At 74.3% G+C, this 15,577-nt stretch carries 14 protein-coding genes and 1 pseudogene; 11 read left to right on the top strand and 4 right to left on the bottom strand.

The genetic code is table 11. The features are described from left to right. Positions 1–33 precede the first annotated feature (33 nt). Positions 34–1,359 carry an MATE family efflux transporter gene (locus ACGFNF_RS03930; RefSeq protein WP_393165588.1) on the top strand — a complete coding sequence of 442 codons (1,326 nt, stop codon included), beginning with the start codon at positions 34–36 and terminating at the stop codon, positions 1,357–1,359. 78 nt (positions 1,360–1,437) lie between these two features. Here ACGFNF_RS03930 and ACGFNF_RS03925 read toward each other — a convergent pair whose 3' ends face one another. Continuing rightward, positions 1,438–2,451 (bottom strand): hypothetical protein, encoded by a 1,014-nt coding sequence (locus ACGFNF_RS03925; protein ID WP_393165586.1) that lies wholly within the window; start codon positions 2,449–2,451, stop codon positions 1,438–1,440. A gap of 232 nt (positions 2,452–2,683) precedes the next feature. Between ACGFNF_RS03925 and truB the strand changes: the two genes are divergently transcribed. The 7 genes from truB (at position 2,684) to ACGFNF_RS03890 (ending at position 10,547) form a co-directional block, all read left to right on the top strand. Then, on the top strand, positions 2,684–3,568 hold the full coding sequence (truB, locus tag ACGFNF_RS03920; protein ID WP_132232838.1) for a tRNA pseudouridine(55) synthase TruB: 885 nt from the start codon (positions 2,684–2,686) through the stop codon (positions 3,566–3,568). Between the two features lie 57 nt (positions 3,569–3,625). Further along, positions 3,626–4,555, top strand: coding sequence for a bifunctional riboflavin kinase/FAD synthetase (locus ACGFNF_RS03915; RefSeq protein ID WP_393165584.1), 930 nt, complete (start codon positions 3,626–3,628; stop codon positions 4,553–4,555). 181 nt (positions 4,556–4,736) lie between these two features. Beyond that, positions 4,737–5,006: a 30S ribosomal protein S15 gene (gene rpsO / locus ACGFNF_RS03910; protein WP_357577390.1), complete on the top strand. Its 270-nt coding sequence runs from the start codon at positions 4,737–4,739 to the stop codon at positions 5,004–5,006. A 226-nt stretch (positions 5,007–5,232) separates the two neighbouring features. Continuing rightward, a complete protein-coding gene (locus tag ACGFNF_RS03905) occupies positions 5,233–7,617 on the top strand; it encodes a polyribonucleotide nucleotidyltransferase (protein ID WP_393165582.1) in 2,385 nt (794 codons plus the stop codon). A gap of 50 nt (positions 7,618–7,667) precedes the next feature. After that, positions 7,668–9,092, top strand: a complete 1,425-nt coding sequence (locus ACGFNF_RS03900; RefSeq protein WP_393165580.1) for a M16 family metallopeptidase — start codon at positions 7,668–7,670, stop codon at positions 9,090–9,092. Positions 9,093–9,230: 138 nt separating this feature from the next. Continuing rightward, on the top strand, positions 9,231–10,004 hold the full coding sequence (dapB, locus tag ACGFNF_RS03895; RefSeq protein ID WP_151454661.1) for a 4-hydroxy-tetrahydrodipicolinate reductase: 774 nt from the start codon (positions 9,231–9,233) through the stop codon (positions 10,002–10,004). Positions 10,005–10,052: 48 nt separating this feature from the next. Beyond that, a complete protein-coding gene (locus ACGFNF_RS03890; RefSeq protein WP_393165578.1) occupies positions 10,053–10,547 on the top strand; it encodes a GNAT family N-acetyltransferase in 495 nt (164 codons plus the stop codon). 5 nt (positions 10,548–10,552) lie between these two features. On the opposite strand, the gene ACGFNF_RS03885 is transcribed toward ACGFNF_RS03890, so the two are convergent. Both ACGFNF_RS03885 and ACGFNF_RS03880 read right to left on the bottom strand, forming a co-directional pair. Beyond that, positions 10,553–10,933, bottom strand: coding sequence for a VOC family protein (locus ACGFNF_RS03885; protein ID WP_357577385.1), 381 nt, complete (start codon positions 10,931–10,933; stop codon positions 10,553–10,555). A gap of 325 nt (positions 10,934–11,258) precedes the next feature. Next, positions 11,259–11,831: pseudogene (locus tag ACGFNF_RS03880) on the bottom strand (GNAT family N-acetyltransferase); the annotation flags it as partial. Between the two features lie 35 nt (positions 11,832–11,866). Here ACGFNF_RS03880 and ACGFNF_RS03875 point away from each other — a divergent pair. Continuing rightward, entirely contained in the window at positions 11,867–13,174 is a 1,308-nt protein-coding gene (locus ACGFNF_RS03875; protein WP_393165576.1) for a glycosyltransferase 87 family protein, read from the top strand. On the opposite strand, the gene ACGFNF_RS03870 is transcribed toward ACGFNF_RS03875, so the two are convergent. Further along, positions 13,073–13,624 (bottom strand): GNAT family N-acetyltransferase, encoded by a 552-nt coding sequence (locus tag ACGFNF_RS03870; RefSeq protein ID WP_357577383.1) that lies wholly within the window; start codon positions 13,622–13,624, stop codon positions 13,073–13,075. The genes ACGFNF_RS03875 and ACGFNF_RS03870 overlap by 102 nt on opposite strands. A 78-nt stretch (positions 13,625–13,702) precedes the next feature. Between ACGFNF_RS03870 and ACGFNF_RS03865 the strand changes: the two genes are divergently transcribed. Together ACGFNF_RS03865 and ACGFNF_RS03860 are read left to right on the top strand one after the other, a co-directional pair. Next, the gene (locus tag ACGFNF_RS03865) at positions 13,703–14,932 is read left to right on the top strand and encodes a winged helix-turn-helix domain-containing protein (protein WP_393165574.1); all 1,230 of its coding nucleotides are present in this window, start codon (positions 13,703–13,705) and stop codon (positions 14,930–14,932) included. Further along, positions 14,929–15,561: a DUF2752 domain-containing protein gene (locus ACGFNF_RS03860; protein ID WP_393165572.1), complete on the top strand. Its 633-nt coding sequence runs from the start codon at positions 14,929–14,931 to the stop codon at positions 15,559–15,561. The genes ACGFNF_RS03865 and ACGFNF_RS03860 overlap by 4 nt, the downstream gene beginning before the upstream one ends. The last annotated feature ends 16 nt before the right edge of the window (positions 15,562–15,577 follow it).

The raw sequence follows: 15,577 nt of genomic DNA, 5'->3' as shown, positions 1-15,577 counted from the left end.
GATCCTTACCTGACCGTGCCAGGATCGGCGGCGATGAGCCAGTCCGTCGCCTTCGAACCCCGCGCCGTCGCGCCCCGCCGGATCGCCGCGCTGGCCCTTCCGGCGCTGGTGGTGCTGGCCGCCGAACCGATCTACGTGCTCGTGGACACGGCGGTGGTGGGGCACCTCGGCCGGGTGCCGCTGGCCGCCCTCGCCGTCGGCGGCACGGTGCTGACGCTCATCGCCTGGCTCGGCACCGTGGTCGCGTACGGCACCACGGGGCGGTCGGCCCGGCGGTTCGGGGCGGGCGACCGGGCGTCCGCCGTCGCCGAGGGCGTGCAGGCGTCGTGGTTGGCCCTCGGGGTGGGGGTGCTGGTCGCGCTCGGCATGCAGATCGGCGGCGGGGCGTTGGCGCGTACCCTCGCCGGAGGCCCCGGCGAGGTGGCCGACGCCGCCGCGCAGTGGCTGCGGGTCGCGGCGCTCGGCGCGCCCGGGCTGCTGCTCGCCGCCGCCGGCAACGGCTGGCTGCGCGGCGTGCAGGACATGCGCCGCCCGCTGATGTTCGTGCTCGGCCCGAACGTGCTCTCCGCCGTGCTCTGCCCGCTGCTGGTCTATCCGGCCGGGCTCGGACTGGTCGGCTCCGCCGTGGCCAACGTGATCGCGCAGACCATCGGCGGGGTGCTCTTCGCCGAGGCGCTGGTCGCCGAACGGGTCTCGCTGCGCCCCCGCCCGAGGCTGATCGGGCAGCAGTTGGCGCTCAGCCGGGACCTGCTGATCCGGGGCGTCGCGTTCCAGGCCAGCTTCCTCTCCGCCACCGCCGTCGCCGCCCGCTTCGGGGCCGCCGCCGTCGGCGCGCACCAGATCGCCCTGCAACTGTGGTTCTTCACCGCTCTGGTGCTCGACGCGCTCGCCATCGCCGCCCAGTCCCTCATCGGCGCCGCCCTCGGGGCCGGCGAGGACGCCGCGGCCCGGCACCTGGCCCGCCGGATCGCGCTGCTCGGCGGCGCCTGCGGCGTGGCGTTCGCCGTGCTCGTCGCCGCCGGCGCCGGTGTGGTCCCCGGCTGGTTCAGCTCCGATCCGCAGGTACGCGAGCAGGCCATGCTCGCCTGGCCGTGGTTCGTGGCGATGCTGCCGCTGGCCGGCGTCGTGTTCGCCCTCGACGGGGTGCTGATCGGCGCGGGCGACGTCCGCTACCTGCGCAACCTCACCCTCCTGGCCGCGCTCGGCGGCTTCCTGCCCGCCATCTGGCTGGCGTACGGGCTCGACCTCGGCCTCGGCGGCATCTGGGCGGGCCTCACGCTCTTCGTGGTGCTCCGGCTGATCGCCCTGCTGCTGCGGCTGCGCTCCGGGGCCTGGGCCGTGGTCGGCGCGGTGCGCTGAGCCTCAGCACCGCCTGGTGACCGGTCGGGGCGCATCCAGGTCGAAGAGGTCGACCCGGGCGTGGTGGTCGTGCGCGGCTCAGCAGGTGTCTGCGACGTCCAGCGAACGATCGGGGTCGAACACCGCGTCCGGGTCCTCCGTGTCGACCGGAAGGCCATAGCTCGGGGCGCCGAGATCCAGCAGACCCTTGTCGAACTTCGCGCAGTCCATGTTCGAGGCGTACGAGTCCGCCTTCCAGAGCCAGAGCCCGACGCCCGCCTTCGTGACGTCGTCGGGATGCGGCACATGCCAGACGACGGTGTCGTGGACGACCACCACACCGGCGCCCGGAGTGGGGTCGAGGGTGTGGAACGCGTACGCCCAGACGAAGTTGGTGGTGATCTCCAGCACCCGGATGTCGTCGCTGTCCCGGGTCGCCCGGTAGGTGACCCGTCCCTTGACCCGGGGCTGGTCGGCGGTCAGCCGGGCGCCCGGGGCCAGCCGGGTCGCGTACGTGGCGAAGGAGTCGGTGCGGAAGTCGGCTCGCATGCTCGACCGGATATCCGGAGCGAACATCCGCACGAACCGGTCCAGCTCCCCACCGGCCAGGAACTTCCGGTCCAGCCGTGCGAGCAGCAGCACCGCGCGGACGTCGGCGAGGGCCGCCGCCACCTCGGTGGCGCTGAACACACCCGTGCGCCGGGCGGGCGGCAGCGTGATCCCGGCCGCCCCCTTGGCGAAGGCCGCCGCCGGGGTGCCCGCGAAGCTGTCGGCGGGCGACGCGGGCGGTGCGGGCGATGCGGCGCTCGTCGCGGAGACGCCCGGCGGCGGGCTGGTCGTCGGGTAGCCGCGCGGCGGCTCCCCGGCCCGCCGCCACAGGTCGAACCACCCCACGCCGAGCAGGAGTACGAGGACCAGTCCGCCCCCGACCACGGCGGTGACCGCCCGGGTGTGCTCCTCCCAGAACAGGCGGAGCCGTTCCAGGGCGCCGACCGGATGCTCCTCGGCCGGCTGGCGCAGCCACTCCGGAACCTGCCCCGGCTCGTCGCCGGACGCCGGGGGAGCCGGCCGGCTCGGCGGGGACGGCTCGTCCACCGGTGGGGGACTGGTCATCGGCATGTCCTTGGTGAATGGTCCGTCGAGGGCGCATGATCTTCGCACCCGGCCGCCCGGGACGTGATCCCGTACGCCCCCGCCGCCGTGATCCCGCCCGAGTGGCTGACGGTACATCGGCCGACCATCGGAGGCGGCCTCCGCCGCCGCGCGGGCGGCGAGCGGCTCCGGTGCCGCCGCGGACGTACGGCGGCGGCGGGGCGTCCGGCCCGGTCTGGCAGGCTTGGGTGTCGTGAGCACAGACGGTCTGATCGTGGTCGACAAGCCCGGCGGCATGACGTCGCACGACGTGGTGGCGCGCATCCGCCGGTTGGCGCGCACCCGCCGGGTGGGACACGGCGGCACCCTCGACCCGATGGCCACCGGCGTCCTGGTGATCGGGGTCGGCCGGGCCACCCGCCTGCTCACCTACGTGATCGGCGCGCACAAGAGCTACACCGCCACCGTCCGGCTCGGCCAGGCCACCGTCACCGACGACGCCGAGGGCGACGTGATCGCCACCACCCCGGCCGGGCAGGTCACCGACGAGGCGGTCCGGGCGGCCCTGGCCGCGCTGACCGGGGAGATCGACCAGGTGCCGAGCGCCGTCAGCGCCATCAAGGTCGACGGGCAGCGGGCGTACAAGCGGGTGCGCGAGGGGGAGAGCGTCGAGCTGCCCGCCCGCCGGGTCACCGTGTCCCGGCTGGAGCTGCTGGCGGTACGCCGCGACGCGCCCGACGTCGTCGACGTGGACATCGACGTGACCTGCTCCTCCGGCACGTACATCCGGGCGATCGCCCGGGACGCGGGCCTGGCGCTCGGGGTGGGCGGGCACCTGACGGCGCTGCGCCGTACCGCCGTCGGGAACTTCGCCCTCGCGGAGGCCGCCACCCTCGACGAGCTGGAGCAGCGCGCCCCCGAGGTGGTGAACCTGCCGCTGGCGGCGGCGGCCGACCGGTTCTTCCCGCGCCGCGACGCCGGCGCCGACGAGGCGAAGGTGCTCTCCCACGGTGGGCCGCTCGACCCGGTGGGAATCGCCGGCCCCTACGCGGTCTTCGGCCCCGACGGCGGGCTGATCGCTATCGTCAGCGAGCGGGACGGCCGGGCCCGCGCGGAGATCGTGCTCGCCCCCGCCTGACGGGGGCGGGGGACGGCGGCCGGTGCGGGCCGCCGCGGAAGGCAGGGGAGGAGCGGCATGCAGCGGTGGCGGGGGTACGACGCGGCGCCCGGCGGCTGGGGGCGGTCGGTCGTCACCATCGGCGTCTTCGACGGTGTGCACAAGGGACACCAGGCGACCATCGGGCACGCCGTGTCCCGGGCCCGCGAGCTGGGCGTGCAGTCGGTGGTGGTCACCTTCGACCCGCACCCGGCCGAGGTGGTGCGCCCCGGTTCGCACCCGGCGGTGCTCACCGAGACCGCCCGCAAGGCCGAGCTGATCGAGGCGCTCGGCGTGGACGTGCTCTGCGTGGTGCCGTTCACCCCGGAGTTCTCCCGGCTGCCCGCCGAGGCGTTCGTGCACGACATCCTGGTCGAGCACCTGCACGCCACGCTTGTCGTGGTCGGCGACAACTTCCGCTTCGGGCACAAGGCCGCCGGCGACGTGGCGCTGCTGGAGCGGCTCGGGCGCACCTTCGGCTTCGCCGTGGAGGGCGCCCCGCTGGTCGCCGAGGCGGGCACGGTCTACTCCTCCACGTACATCCGCTCCTGCGTCGACGCGGGGGACGTGACGGCGGCGGCCGTCGCGCTCGGCCGCCCGCACCGGGTCGAGGGCGTGGTGGTGCGCGGCGACCAGCGCGGCCGCGAGCTGGGCTTCCCCACCGCCAACCTGCTCTGCCACCGGTACGCGGCGGTGCCCGCCGACGGCGTCTACGCCGCCCGGCTGGTGCGCCGGGGCCACGCCGAGCCCCTGGCGGCGGCGGTGTCGGTGGGCACCAACCCGACCTTCTCCGGCCGGGAGCGGCGGGTGGAGGCGTACGTGCTCGACTTCACCGGCGACCTCTACGGCGAGCGGCTGGCGCTGGACTTCGTGGCGCACCTGCGCGGGCAGATCCGCTACGACGCGATCGAGCCGTTGATCGCCCAGATGAACCAGGACGTCGAGCGGACCCGGCGCGTGCTCGGCTGACCGCGTCGCGCCCCTTGACAGGCCGCCGCCCGGCAGGGCTGGTAGTCTGGCGGGGACGTCGGCTGACCGACGTGGGGCCTCGCGTGCCTGCACGACGCCGCGGGTGCGAGGTACCGGTCCGTTTCCGGTCCACTGACCGATCCGACGGACATCATCGAACAACCCACGAAACAGGGAGAACATGGCGCTCGACCAGGAAGCCAAGGCCAAGATCCGCGCGGAGTACGCGACCGCCGACGGCGACACCGGTTCGCCGGAGGTGCAGGTCGCGGTCCTCACCAAGCGGATCGCCGAGCTGACGGAGCACCTGAAGGTGCACAAGCACGACCACCACAGCCGCCGTGGGCTGCTGCTGCTGGTCGGCCGCCGCCGTCGGCTGCTCAACTACGTCCACAAGAAGGACATCAACCGCTACCGGTCGCTCATCGAGCGGCTCGGTCTGCGCCGGTGACGTGACGGGGGAGTGGCCCGACCGGGCCGCTCCCCCGCTTCGCCGCCACACGAAAACCGGGCCGCGCGACCACCTGAAAAGGGAGCCGGTCAGCGTACCGGTCTCCGGTAGTGGCCCCCGGGCACCCCGGCCTCGCGCCGGCCACCCGGGCGCTTCGATCGAAGACCGGCCGTCTGAGCAGCTCCCCGCGTCGTGGGCCCCCGATGCGAAGGAGCACGACAGCACCATGACCGAGACCAACCTCGGCACCGAATCCCGCACCGCCGTGATCGACAACGGGTCCTTCGGCACCCGTGAGATCACCTTCTCCACCGGCCGGCTGGCCCGTCAGGCCGCCGGCTCCGTCGTCGCCCAGCTCGGCGAGACGGTCGTCCTCTCCGCCACCACCGCCGGCAAGCAGCCGAAGGAGCAGTTCGACTTCTTCCCGCTGACCGTCGACGTCGAGGAGCGGATGTACGCCGCGGGCCGCATCCCCGGCTCGTTCTTCCGCCGCGAGGGCCGCCCCAGCGAGGACGCGATCCTCACCTGCCGGTTGATCGACCGGCCGCTGCGCCCGTCCTTCGTCAAGGGCCTGCGCAACGAGGTCCAGGTCGTCGAGACCATCCTCGCGCTCGACCCGCAGCACCCCTACGACGTCGTGGCGATCAACGCCGCCTCGATGTCGACCAAGCTCTCCGGCCTGCCGTTCTCCGGCCCGATCGGGGCGACCCGGGTCGCGCACATCGACGGCCAGTGGGTCGCCTTCCCGACCCTCGAGGAGCTGGCCCGGGCCACCTTCGACATGGTCGTGGCCGGCCGCTCGCTGCCGGACGGCGACGTCGCGATCATGATGGTCGAGGCCGAGGCGACGCCGCACGCCGTGACCCTGATCGCGGGCGGCGCGACCGCGCCGACCGAGGAGATCGTGGCCAGCGGCCTGGAGGCCGCGAAGCCGGCGATCCGCGAGCTGTGCCGCGCGCAGGCCGAGCTGGCCGAGGTGGCCGCCAAGCCCGTCGCCGAGTTCCCCGTGTTCCTGGACTACCAGGACGACGTCTACGCGGCGGTGGCCGACCTGGCCCGCGCCGAGGTCGCCGAGGCCCTCCAGATCGCCGGCAAGGCCGACCGCGAGGAGGCCCTCGACCGCATCAAGGCCAAGGTCGCCGAGGAGCTCGGCGGTCGCTTCGAGGGCCGGGAGAAGGAGCTCAGCGCCGCCTTCCGGTCGCTCACCAAGTCCGAGGTGCGCAACCGGGTGCTGCGCGAGCAGGTCCGCATCGACGGCCGCGGCCCGCGCGACATCCGTCCGCTGACCGCCGAGGTCGGCGTCCTGCCCCGGGTGCACGGCTCGGCGCTGTTCGAGCGTGGCGAGACCCAGATCCTGGGCGTCACCACGCTGAACATGCTGCGCATGGAGCAGATGGTGGACACGCTGTCCCCGGAGAACCGCAAGCGCTACATGCACAACTACAACTTCCCGCCGTACTCGACCGGTGAGACCGGCCGGGTCGGCTCGCCGAAGCGGCGCGAGATCGGCCACGGCGCGCTCGCCGAGCGGGCGCTGATCCCGGTGCTGCCGTCGCGCGAGGAGTTCCCCTACGCCATCCGGCAGGTCTCCGAGGCGCTCGGCTCCAACGGCTCCACCTCGATGGGCTCGGTCTGCGCCTCCACGCTGGGCCTGCTCTCCGCCGGTGTGCCGCTGAAGGCGCCGGTGGCCGGCATCGCCATGGGGCTCATCTCGGACGAGGTGGACGGCAAGACCGAGTACGTGACGCTCACCGACATCCTCGGCGCCGAGGACGCGTTCGGCGACATGGACTTCAAGGTCGCCGGCACGCCCGAGTTCGTCACCGCGCTCCAGCTCGACACCAAGCTCAACGGCATCCCGTCGGACGTGCTGGCCGCCGCGCTGCAGCAGGCGTACGAGGCCCGGCAGACCATCCTCGACGTGATGCAGGCGGCGATCGAGGCCCCGGCCGAGATGTCGGAGTACGCCCCGCGGGTCACCACCGTCAAGATCCCGGTCGACAAGATCGGCATGGTGATCGGCCCGAAGGGGCAGACCATCAACGCGATCCAGGACGAGACCGGCGCCGAGATCTCCATCGAGGACGACGGCACGATCTACGTCGGCGCCACCAACGGCCCGTCGGCTCAGGCGGCGGTGGACCGGATCAACGGCATCGCCAACCCGACGCTGCCGAAGGCCGGGGAGCGCTTCCTCGGCACGGTGGTCAAGACCGCCGCGTTCGGCGCGTTCATCTCGCTGCTGCCGGGCCGCGACGGCCTGCTGCACATCTCCAAGGTGGGCGACGGCAAGCGGGTCGAGAAGGTCGAGGACTTCCTCAACGTCGGCGACCGGGTCGAGGTCGAGATCGCGGACATCGACGCCCGCGGCAAGATCTACCTGGACAAGGTCCGCCCGGAGGGCGCCGAGGCGCCGGCCGCCGGCGAGGCCGCTGGCGGCGAGCGTCCGGCCGGCCGGGACCGGGACGACCGGGCTCCGCGCGACCGGGGCGACCGTGAGCGCGGCGGCGACCGGGGCGGTCGTGGACCGGGCGGCGGCGAGCGCGGCGAAGGCGGCGGCGAGGGTGGCGAGGGCGGCGAGCGTCCGCGTCGCCGCACCCGGCGCAGCTGACGCACCGCACCATCGCATCACCCCACCCCTCGTCGATCTGGGAGCAACACGTGAGTCGGGCCGTCAGCGCGCCGTTTCCGCCGGATCGACGGGGGGTGGCGTCCGTCCCGGGCCCCGCGGGGGCCCCGCACCGCAGCACCGGGACGGCCCGCTCCGGCGGCGCCTCCCGGGCGGTGACCCGCACCATCAGCGACGACCCGCTGGGCGGCACGGTACGCCGTACCGTGCTGCCCAGCGGGCTGCGCGTGCTCACCGAGGCGATCCCGGCGATGCGCAGCGTCTCGTTCGGCGTCTGGGTCGCGGTCGGCTCGCGCGACGAGACCGGCCCGCAGGCCGGCGCGGCGCACTTCCTGGAGCACCTGCTCTTCAAGGGCACCAACAAGCGCAGCGCGCTGGAGATCTCCGCGGAGATCGAGGCGGTGGGCGGCGAGACCAACGCCTTCACCACCAAGGAATACACCTGCTACTACGCCCGCGTGCTGGACGAGGACCTGCCGCTGGCCATCGACGTCATGTGCGACGCGGTCGCCGACTCGCTGTTGGAGCCGGCCGACGTGGAGACCGAGCGGGGCGTGATCCTCGAAGAGATCGCCATGCACGACGACGAGCCCGGCGACGAGGTGCACGACCTCTTCGCCCGGGCCGCCTACGGCGACCACCCGCTGGGCCGGCTGATCTCCGGCACCGAGGAGACCGTCACGCCGATGACCCGGCGGCAGATCCAGGGCTTCTACCGCCGCCACTACACCCCGCCGCGGATCGTCGTCGCCGCCGCCGGCAACCTCGACCACGCCACGGTGGTCAAGCTGGTCCGCCAGGCGCTGCGCGGCACCCCGCTGGACACCGACCCGGCGACGCCCGCGCCGCACCGGTCGGCCACCCCGGCCGTACGCACGAAGCCCGCCACCACCCTGGTGGAGCCGAAGGAGACCGAGCAGGCGCACGTCATCCTCGGCTGCCCCGGCATCGACCGGCTCGACGAGCGGCGCTTCGCCCTCGGCGTGCTCAACAACATCCTCGGCGGCGGCATGTCGAGCCGGCTGTTCCAGGAGATCCGTGAGCGGCGCGGCCTGGCCTACTCGGTCTACTCCTACGCCAGCCAGTACGCCGACAGCGGCCTCTTCGCCGTCTACGCCGGCTGTGCCCCGGGCAAGGTCGACGAGGTGCTGGAGCTGACCCGGGCCGAACTGGCCCGGGTGGCCGCCGACGGCCTGACCGAGGCCGAGGTGGCCCGCGGCAAGGGGATGAGCAAGGGCTCGTTCGTGCTGGGGCTGGAGGACACGGGCTCGCGGATGAGCCGGCTGGCCAAGGGCGAGCTGCTCTACGGCCACCTGATGCCGGTCGACGAGCTGCTCGGCCGGGTCGACGCGGTCACCGTGGCCGACGTCAACACCCTGGCCGCCGAGCTGCTGAGCCGGCCGATGTCGCTGGCCGTGGTCGGCCCGTTCGGCGCGAACGACTTCGCCGCCCGCTGACCCGTCCCGCACTCCCGCCCGGGGCCCGCCCGCCCGGATGCCCGCGCCCCGGCGGCCGACGGTCCGCCCGGGATGTGCGTCCCGGCCGCTGACGGTCCGCCCGGATACGCGCGTCCCGATTGGGATAGGTTGTGCCCCGTGACTGACGAGCAGGAGAAGAGCCCGGACGAGCTGATCCGGGTCGGCGTGCTGGGCGCCAGGGGCCGGATGGGCGTCGAGGTGTGCCGGGCCGTGGACGCCGCCGCCGACATGGAGCTGGTGGCCATGGTCGACGAGGGCGACGGCCTGTTCGCCGCGTCCGACGCCGGGGCCGAGGTGGTCGTCGACTTCACCACCCCCGACGTCGTCATGGACCACCTGCACTGGTGCATCGACCAGGGCATCAACGCGGTGGTCGGCACCACGGGCTTCACCGAGCAGCGGCTGGAGCGGGTGCGCGGCTGGCTGGCACACAAGCCCGGGGTGGGTGTGGTGATCGCCCCCAACTTCGGCATCGGCGCGGTGCTGATGATGCAGTTCGCCGCCCGCGCCGCCCGACACTTCGAGTCGGTCGAGATCGTCGAGCAGCACCATCCCCGCAAGCTGGACGCCCCCAGCGGCACCGCCACGCACACCGCGCGGCTGGTCGCGGCCGCCCGCGCCGAGGCCGGGCTCGGCCCGGTGCCGGACGCCACCAAGGACGAGGTCGCGGGCGCCCGGGGCGCCGACATCGACGGGGTACGCGTGCACGCAGTGCGCGCCACCGGCCTCGTCGCCCACCAGGAGGTGCTCTTCGGCACCGTGGGGGAGACGCTGACCATCCGGCACGACTCGTACGACCGGGTCTCGTTCATGCCCGGCGTGCTGCTGGCAGTCCGCGCGGTCCGCACCCGGCCCGGGCTGACCGTCGGCCTGGACGCCCTGCTCGACTGACGGGCAATCCCGTGGCGGCGGCGCCCGGGCGGCCCCTAGGCTGCCCGGGTGATCGATTCTGGAATCTCCGACCGGGCCGGGCGCCGGGTGACCCTGCGCCCGGTCGACGACGACAACTGGCGGGCGGTGGCCGACGTCGCCCCGCGCGACGACCAGCGCGGGTGGGTGGCGGCGCTGGCCGCCCGCTACCTGCTGCTGACCATGCGCTCCGACGTGTGGACCTCACTGGCGGTGTACGCGGACGAGACCGTCGTCGGGCACGTGATGTGGGGCGTCGACGACGACGGGTCCCGCTGGATCGGTGGCATGGTGGTCGACGCGGCCGAACAGGACCGGGGCGTCGGTCGGGCGGCCGTGCGCACCCTGGCTGCGTGGCTGGGCGGCCAGGACGGCGGTCACCCCGTCCGGCTCTCCTACCACCCCGACAACGCCCAGGCCGCCCGCCTCTACACGAGCCTCGGCTTTGTGCCCACCGGGGCGATGGAGGACGACGAACTGGTCGTCGAACTCGTCGCGCCCACTGAGGGCTCGCCGCGCGCCTGACCGGGTCAGCCTTCCTCGATCACCGACATGATGTTGCCGGCCGGGTCGGTGAACCACGCGATCGTGGGCCCGTTGCCGCGCATGACGCCCTTGTCGTCCTGGGGCATCCCGGGGTAGTGCGCGAACCGCACCCCGCGCGCGGTCAGCTCGTCGACGGCCCGGTCGACGTCGTCGACGGGGAAGTTGAGCACCGTGTGGGCCGCGGGGGTGTGGTCCGCCTTCGGGTAGACCATCACGTCCCGGCCCCCGGCGAGGTGCAACGTCAGCAGGCCGCCCATGGCGTCGTCCCGCGACACCCGCAGGCCGAGCGTGTCGGCGTAGAACCGTTCGGCCCGGCCGGGGTCGTCCACCGAGAAACTGCTCCACGCCATCGTGTCCGCGAACATGCCCGATGCCTCCCTCTCGTGGACGTCGCCACCGCGACCATGGGGTCACGGTAGGCGACACCCCCGACAGTGTCCGGCGGATCGCCGGCACCGGCGGGCCGGGGAGCGCGGCCCGGTGCGATCCGGGCGCGGGGACGCCCGGCCCGGTGCGATCCGGGCGCGGGGACGCCCGGCCCGGTGCGATCCGGGTCCGGGGGACCCCCGGCCCGGTGCGGTCCGGGCCCCGGACCGCTCGGCCCGGTCAGTCCCCGGGCGTCGCCGGTGTCGGCGACGACGCACCCGGCGTCAGGTCCGGGAGCGTCGCCTCGGTGGGCGTCGCGTCCGCCGGATCCGCCTCTCCCGGCACCGCCACGTGCAGCCGCACCTGCGGGACGAGCATGTCCTCCACGTCCAGCGCGCGGGCCGCGCCGTCGGGCTCCCAGCCGGTGCTGGTGAGGAACTTGCGGGTCGCCGCGTCGCCGTCGAAGGCCCAGGCCAGCGCGCGGGTGAACCCGTCGGCACGCCACAGGTCGACGGTCGCGGCGAGCAGCCGGCTGCCGTGCCCCCGCCGGCCCCAGCGCGGCTCCACCAGCAGGTCCGTCACCGCGGCGACGTCCGGCCCGAGGACCTCCGCCGGCTCACCCGGGGCGAGCGCCTCGGCGTCGGCCGGACCGGAGGCGGCGAACCCCACCAGATAGGATTGCTCGGCCTGTTCGACGGCGACCAGCACCCGATGGGCGCCGGAGGGCGGCTCCTGCACGGCCGCGCTCCACCGCCTGGCGAGCCACGCCTCGTCCAGGTTGTCGAGCACGTGCCGGGGCAGGATCCGACGATAGGCGACCCGCCAGGTCGCGAGTTGGATGCGTGCGATCTCGCCGGCGTCTTCCGGACGCGCCGGGCGGACGTACCCGAGAGCCATGGGACGGAAGCCTACGCAGGGCGAGGGAGGCGATGGTGGCGCAGGGTCCCCCACGGACGATCCAGCAGGTCGTCGGCGTCGTCGCGCTCGCCCTCGCGGTGACCGCCTTCCTGTCCGTCGCGGCCGTCCGGCACGGCTTCTTCGACCTCAAGGTCTACTACGGCGCGCTGACCTGGTGGGTGCACGACGGCGGGGAGATCTACGACTTCCTCAAGCCCGGCACCCAGTACGGCTTCACGTACCCGCCCTTCGCCGCCCTGGTCATGCTGCCGATGGCGTACCTGCCGTGGTGGGCGGCGATCGCGGTGAGCGTGGCCGCCAGCGTGGTGGTCACCGCAGTGCTCTTCTGGTGGCTGATCGACCCGGTCTCCCGCCGCTCCGGCTGGACCCGCTGGTTCGCCCTCGCCGTGGCGCTCTGCCTGGCCGCCGCGTACGAGCCGATGCGCGAGACGGTCAACTTCGGCCAGGTCAACATGCTGCTGCTCTTCCTGGTCGCGATCGACCTGCTCCGGCTGCTGCCGGCCGGCAACCGCTGGGCGGGCGTGGGCATCGGGCTGGCCACCGCGATCAAGCTGACCCCGGGCATCTTCATCGTCTACCTGCTGGTCACCCGCCGCTGGCGGGCCGCGGTCACCTCGATGGCCACCGCGGCCAGTGTGACCCTGCTGGCCGCCGCGCTCTTCCCCGACGCCTCACGGGAGTTCTGGACGGAGGCGCTGTGGAACACCGGCCGGGTGGGTGAACTGGCGTTCGTCTCCAACCAGTCGCTGCGCGGCGTGGTCGCCCGGCTCAACCCGGAACACCCGAGCACCCTGGCCTGGCTGGCGCTGGTGCTCGCCACGCTGGCGCTGTGGGCCTGGCGCTCCCGCGCCGCCGTGGCCGCCGGCGACGAGGCGACCGGCCTGGCGCTGACGGGCGCGGTGATGTGCCTGGTCAGCCCGGTCACCTGGGTGCACCACCTGGTCTGGTTGCTGCCCGCGCTGATCCTGCTTGTCGACAACGGGATGGCCGCGCCCGCCGGCAGCCGCCGGCGCCGCGTCCTGCTGGGCGCCGCGATCGTCGGGTACGGCTTCCTGATCAGCCGGATCGTCTGGGCCTGGGAGAAGGACTTCACCGGGCTCGACGGCTTCCTCGGCAGCAACACCTACGTCTGGATCAGCCTGGCGCTGCTGGCGTTCCTGCCGGTCCGGCGGGTGGGCGACACCGACCCGGTCGACCGGCCCCGGGAGAGGCCGGCCGGGTCAACCGCCGAGGCGTCCGGCGTACCGCAGCTCGACCAGCCCGACCGGCGGGCGCCCGCCGGCCAGCGGCACCGGATAGGTCGACCGCTCACCGTCCGGTGACAGCCCGGCCCGCTCGTAGAACCGGCGGGCCCGGTGGTTGGCCTCCAGGACCCAGAGCCGGTAGTCCGACCAGCCCCGGGCGACCAGCCCGTCGCGCGCCGCGGCCAGCAGCGCCCGCGCCGTGCCGTCGCCCCAGCGGGCCGGCTCGACGTACATCGCCACCACCTCGCCGTGCGCGGCGTCGAGGTCGCCACGGTCCTGGTTGTTGCGGTACGGGCCGAACGTGGTGAACCCGGCCAGCGTCCCGTCGACCTCGGCGAGCAGGGTGGTGAACGGGTGTTCCGGGTCGGCGGTGCCGAGGTCCCGGCGGCGCTGCGCCCAGGCCGTGACGTTGAGCCGCCGCAGCACCTCCTCGGGCATGATCCCGGCGTAGCCGGCCTGCCAGCCGTGGATGTGCACCCGGGCGACCGCCTCGGCGTCGTCGGGCTCCTCGCGGCGGATCGTGAGCATGCGTCCGTTCTATGCCCCGGCGGGTGACGGGTCCAGCGTCCGCACCGGTGTCGTACCTGTGGATTAGGGTGCCCGACGATGGCCGCACCGGAATCGCTCTCGCTCGCCCAGGCACGCCGGGTGGCGCTCGCCGCCCAGGGCTTCGCCGACCCCGCGCCAACCGGCGCGCCCACCCGCCGGCACCTGCGCCGGGTGCTCGACCGGGTCGGGCTGATCCAGATGGACTCGGTGAACGTGCTGCAACGGGCGCACTACCTGCCGCTCTACAGCCGGCTCGGGCCCTACCCGACCGCGTTGCTCGACGCCGCCGCCTACCGCCGCCCACGGGAGCTGTTCGAATACTGGGGCCACGAGGCGTCGCTGGTGCCCGTCGGGCTGCATCCGGCGCTGCGCTGGCGGATGGCCCGGGCCCGCTCGGAGTCTTGGGGCGGGATGCGGCGGATCGCCCAGGAGCAGCCCGACCTGGTCGCCTGGGTCCGCGACGAGGTGGCCGCCCGGGGGCCGCTCACGGCCGCCGAGATCGAGCACGACGCGCCCCGGGAGACCGGCAACTGGGGGTGGAACTGGTCGGCGGTCAAGCGGGCGCTGGAGTTCCTGTTCTGGGCGGGGGAGGTGACGGCCGCCGACCGCACCACGTCGTTCGCCCGCCGCTACGACCTGCCGGAGCGGGTGCTGCCGGCCGCCGTGCTCGACGCGCCGACGCCGACCGACGCGGAGGCCCACCGCGCGCTGGTGGGCATCGCCGCGCGGTCGCTCGGGGTGGCCGCGGAGCCGGAGCTGCGCGACTACTTCCGGCTGCCGGTGGCCGGGGCCCGGCAGGCCATCGCCGAGCTGGTCGAGGCGGGCGAGCTGTTGCCGGTCGCCGTGCAGGGCTGGCAGCGGCCGGCATGGCTGCACGCCGGGGCGCGGCTGCCCCGCTGGGTGCGCGGCAACACCCTGGTCAGCCCGTTCGACCCGGTGGTCTGGGAGCGGGCCCGCGCCGAGCGGCTCTTCGACTTCAGCTACCGCATCGAGATCTACGTGCCGGCGCCGCAGCGGGTGCACGGCTACTACGTGCTGCCGTTCCTGCAGGGGGAGCGGTTCACCGCCCGGGTCGACCTGAAGGCCGACCGGAAGGCCCGCGTGCTGCTGGTGCCGGCCGCCTGGGGCGAGCCGGGCGTCGACCGGGGCGAGACCGCGCTGGCGCTGGCCGCCGAGCTGCACCGCCTCGCCGGCTGGCTGGGCCTGGACGCGGTGGCCCCGCCCGCGGCCGGCGACCTGGCCGTTCCGCTGGCCGCGGCGCTGGCGGGCGTGGCCGGTGTACGGTGAGCGACGTGACGAGCGTTGACGGACCGGCCTCCCCGCCGCATCCGCAGACGGGTGGGCTCGACGCCCCGCCCCAGGCGGGCCCGGCCGCACCGGCCGACGGACGGCCCACGGACCAGCCACCGCCCCACCCGGGGACGGCCTATCCGGGGGCCTATCCGGCGGCTCCCTATCCGGTGGCCGAGCCGGACCGGCTCACCCGCTTCGTCGTCCGCCTCTACGAGCGCTCCCCGCGCTGGGCGGTGCCGCTGGCCGCGCTCGGCTGCGTCGCCGCCGGCATCGGCTACGCGCTGATCAGCGACCCCACCCGCTCGGCGCCCGACGCCGCGCCGAGCTGCCTGCTCAAGCTCACCACGGGGCTGGACTGCCCGGGCTGCGGCGGCACCCGCGCGCTCTGGTACGTCCTGCACGCCGACCTGCCGGCCGCCGCCCGGCACCACTTCCTCTTCGTCTTCGCGCTGCCCTTCCTGGCCTACCTCTTCGTCGCCTGGGCCGGGAAGCAGGCGTTCGGCTGGCGGCTGCCCGAGCTGCGGATCAGTTCCCGGGCGATCGGCGTCTTCCTGGCCGCCTGGCTGGCCTTCACGATCCTGCGCAACCTGCCCTGGGCACCCTTCACCTCCCTCTACGTCTGACGGGTGCGCCACTGAC

It is taken from the genome of Micromonospora sp. NPDC048868 (assembly GCF_043198195.1).
GTDB classification, from domain to species: domain Bacteria; phylum Actinomycetota; class Actinomycetes; order Mycobacteriales; family Micromonosporaceae; genus Micromonospora; species Micromonospora reichwaldensis.
Note: the sequence above shows the minus strand (reverse complement) of the source record. Positions and strands in the feature narration are given on the sequence as shown.

Coding starts and splice junctions, on each gene's coding strand:
- ACGFNF_RS03885 (WP_357577385.1), bottom strand. CDS start 10,933: ATGTTCGCGGACACGATGGCGTGGAGCAGTTTCTCGGTGGACGACCCC.
- ACGFNF_RS03870 (WP_357577383.1), bottom strand. CDS start 13,624: ATGCTCACGATCCGCCGCGAGGAGCCCGACGACGCCGAGGCGGTCGCC.
- ACGFNF_RS03915 (WP_393165584.1), top strand. CDS start 3,626: ATGCAGCGGTGGCGGGGGTACGACGCGGCGCCCGGCGGCTGGGGGCGG.
- ACGFNF_RS03865 (WP_393165574.1), top strand. CDS start 13,703: ATGGCCGCACCGGAATCGCTCTCGCTCGCCCAGGCACGCCGGGTGGCG.
- ACGFNF_RS03905 (WP_393165582.1), top strand. CDS start 5,233: ATGACCGAGACCAACCTCGGCACCGAATCCCGCACCGCCGTGATCGAC.
- ACGFNF_RS03925 (WP_393165586.1), bottom strand. CDS start 2,451: ATGACCAGTCCCCCACCGGTGGACGAGCCGTCCCCGCCGAGCCGGCCG.
- rpsO (WP_357577390.1), top strand. CDS start 4,737: ATGGCGCTCGACCAGGAAGCCAAGGCCAAGATCCGCGCGGAGTACGCG.
- ACGFNF_RS03930 (WP_393165588.1), top strand. CDS start 34: ATGAGCCAGTCCGTCGCCTTCGAACCCCGCGCCGTCGCGCCCCGCCGG.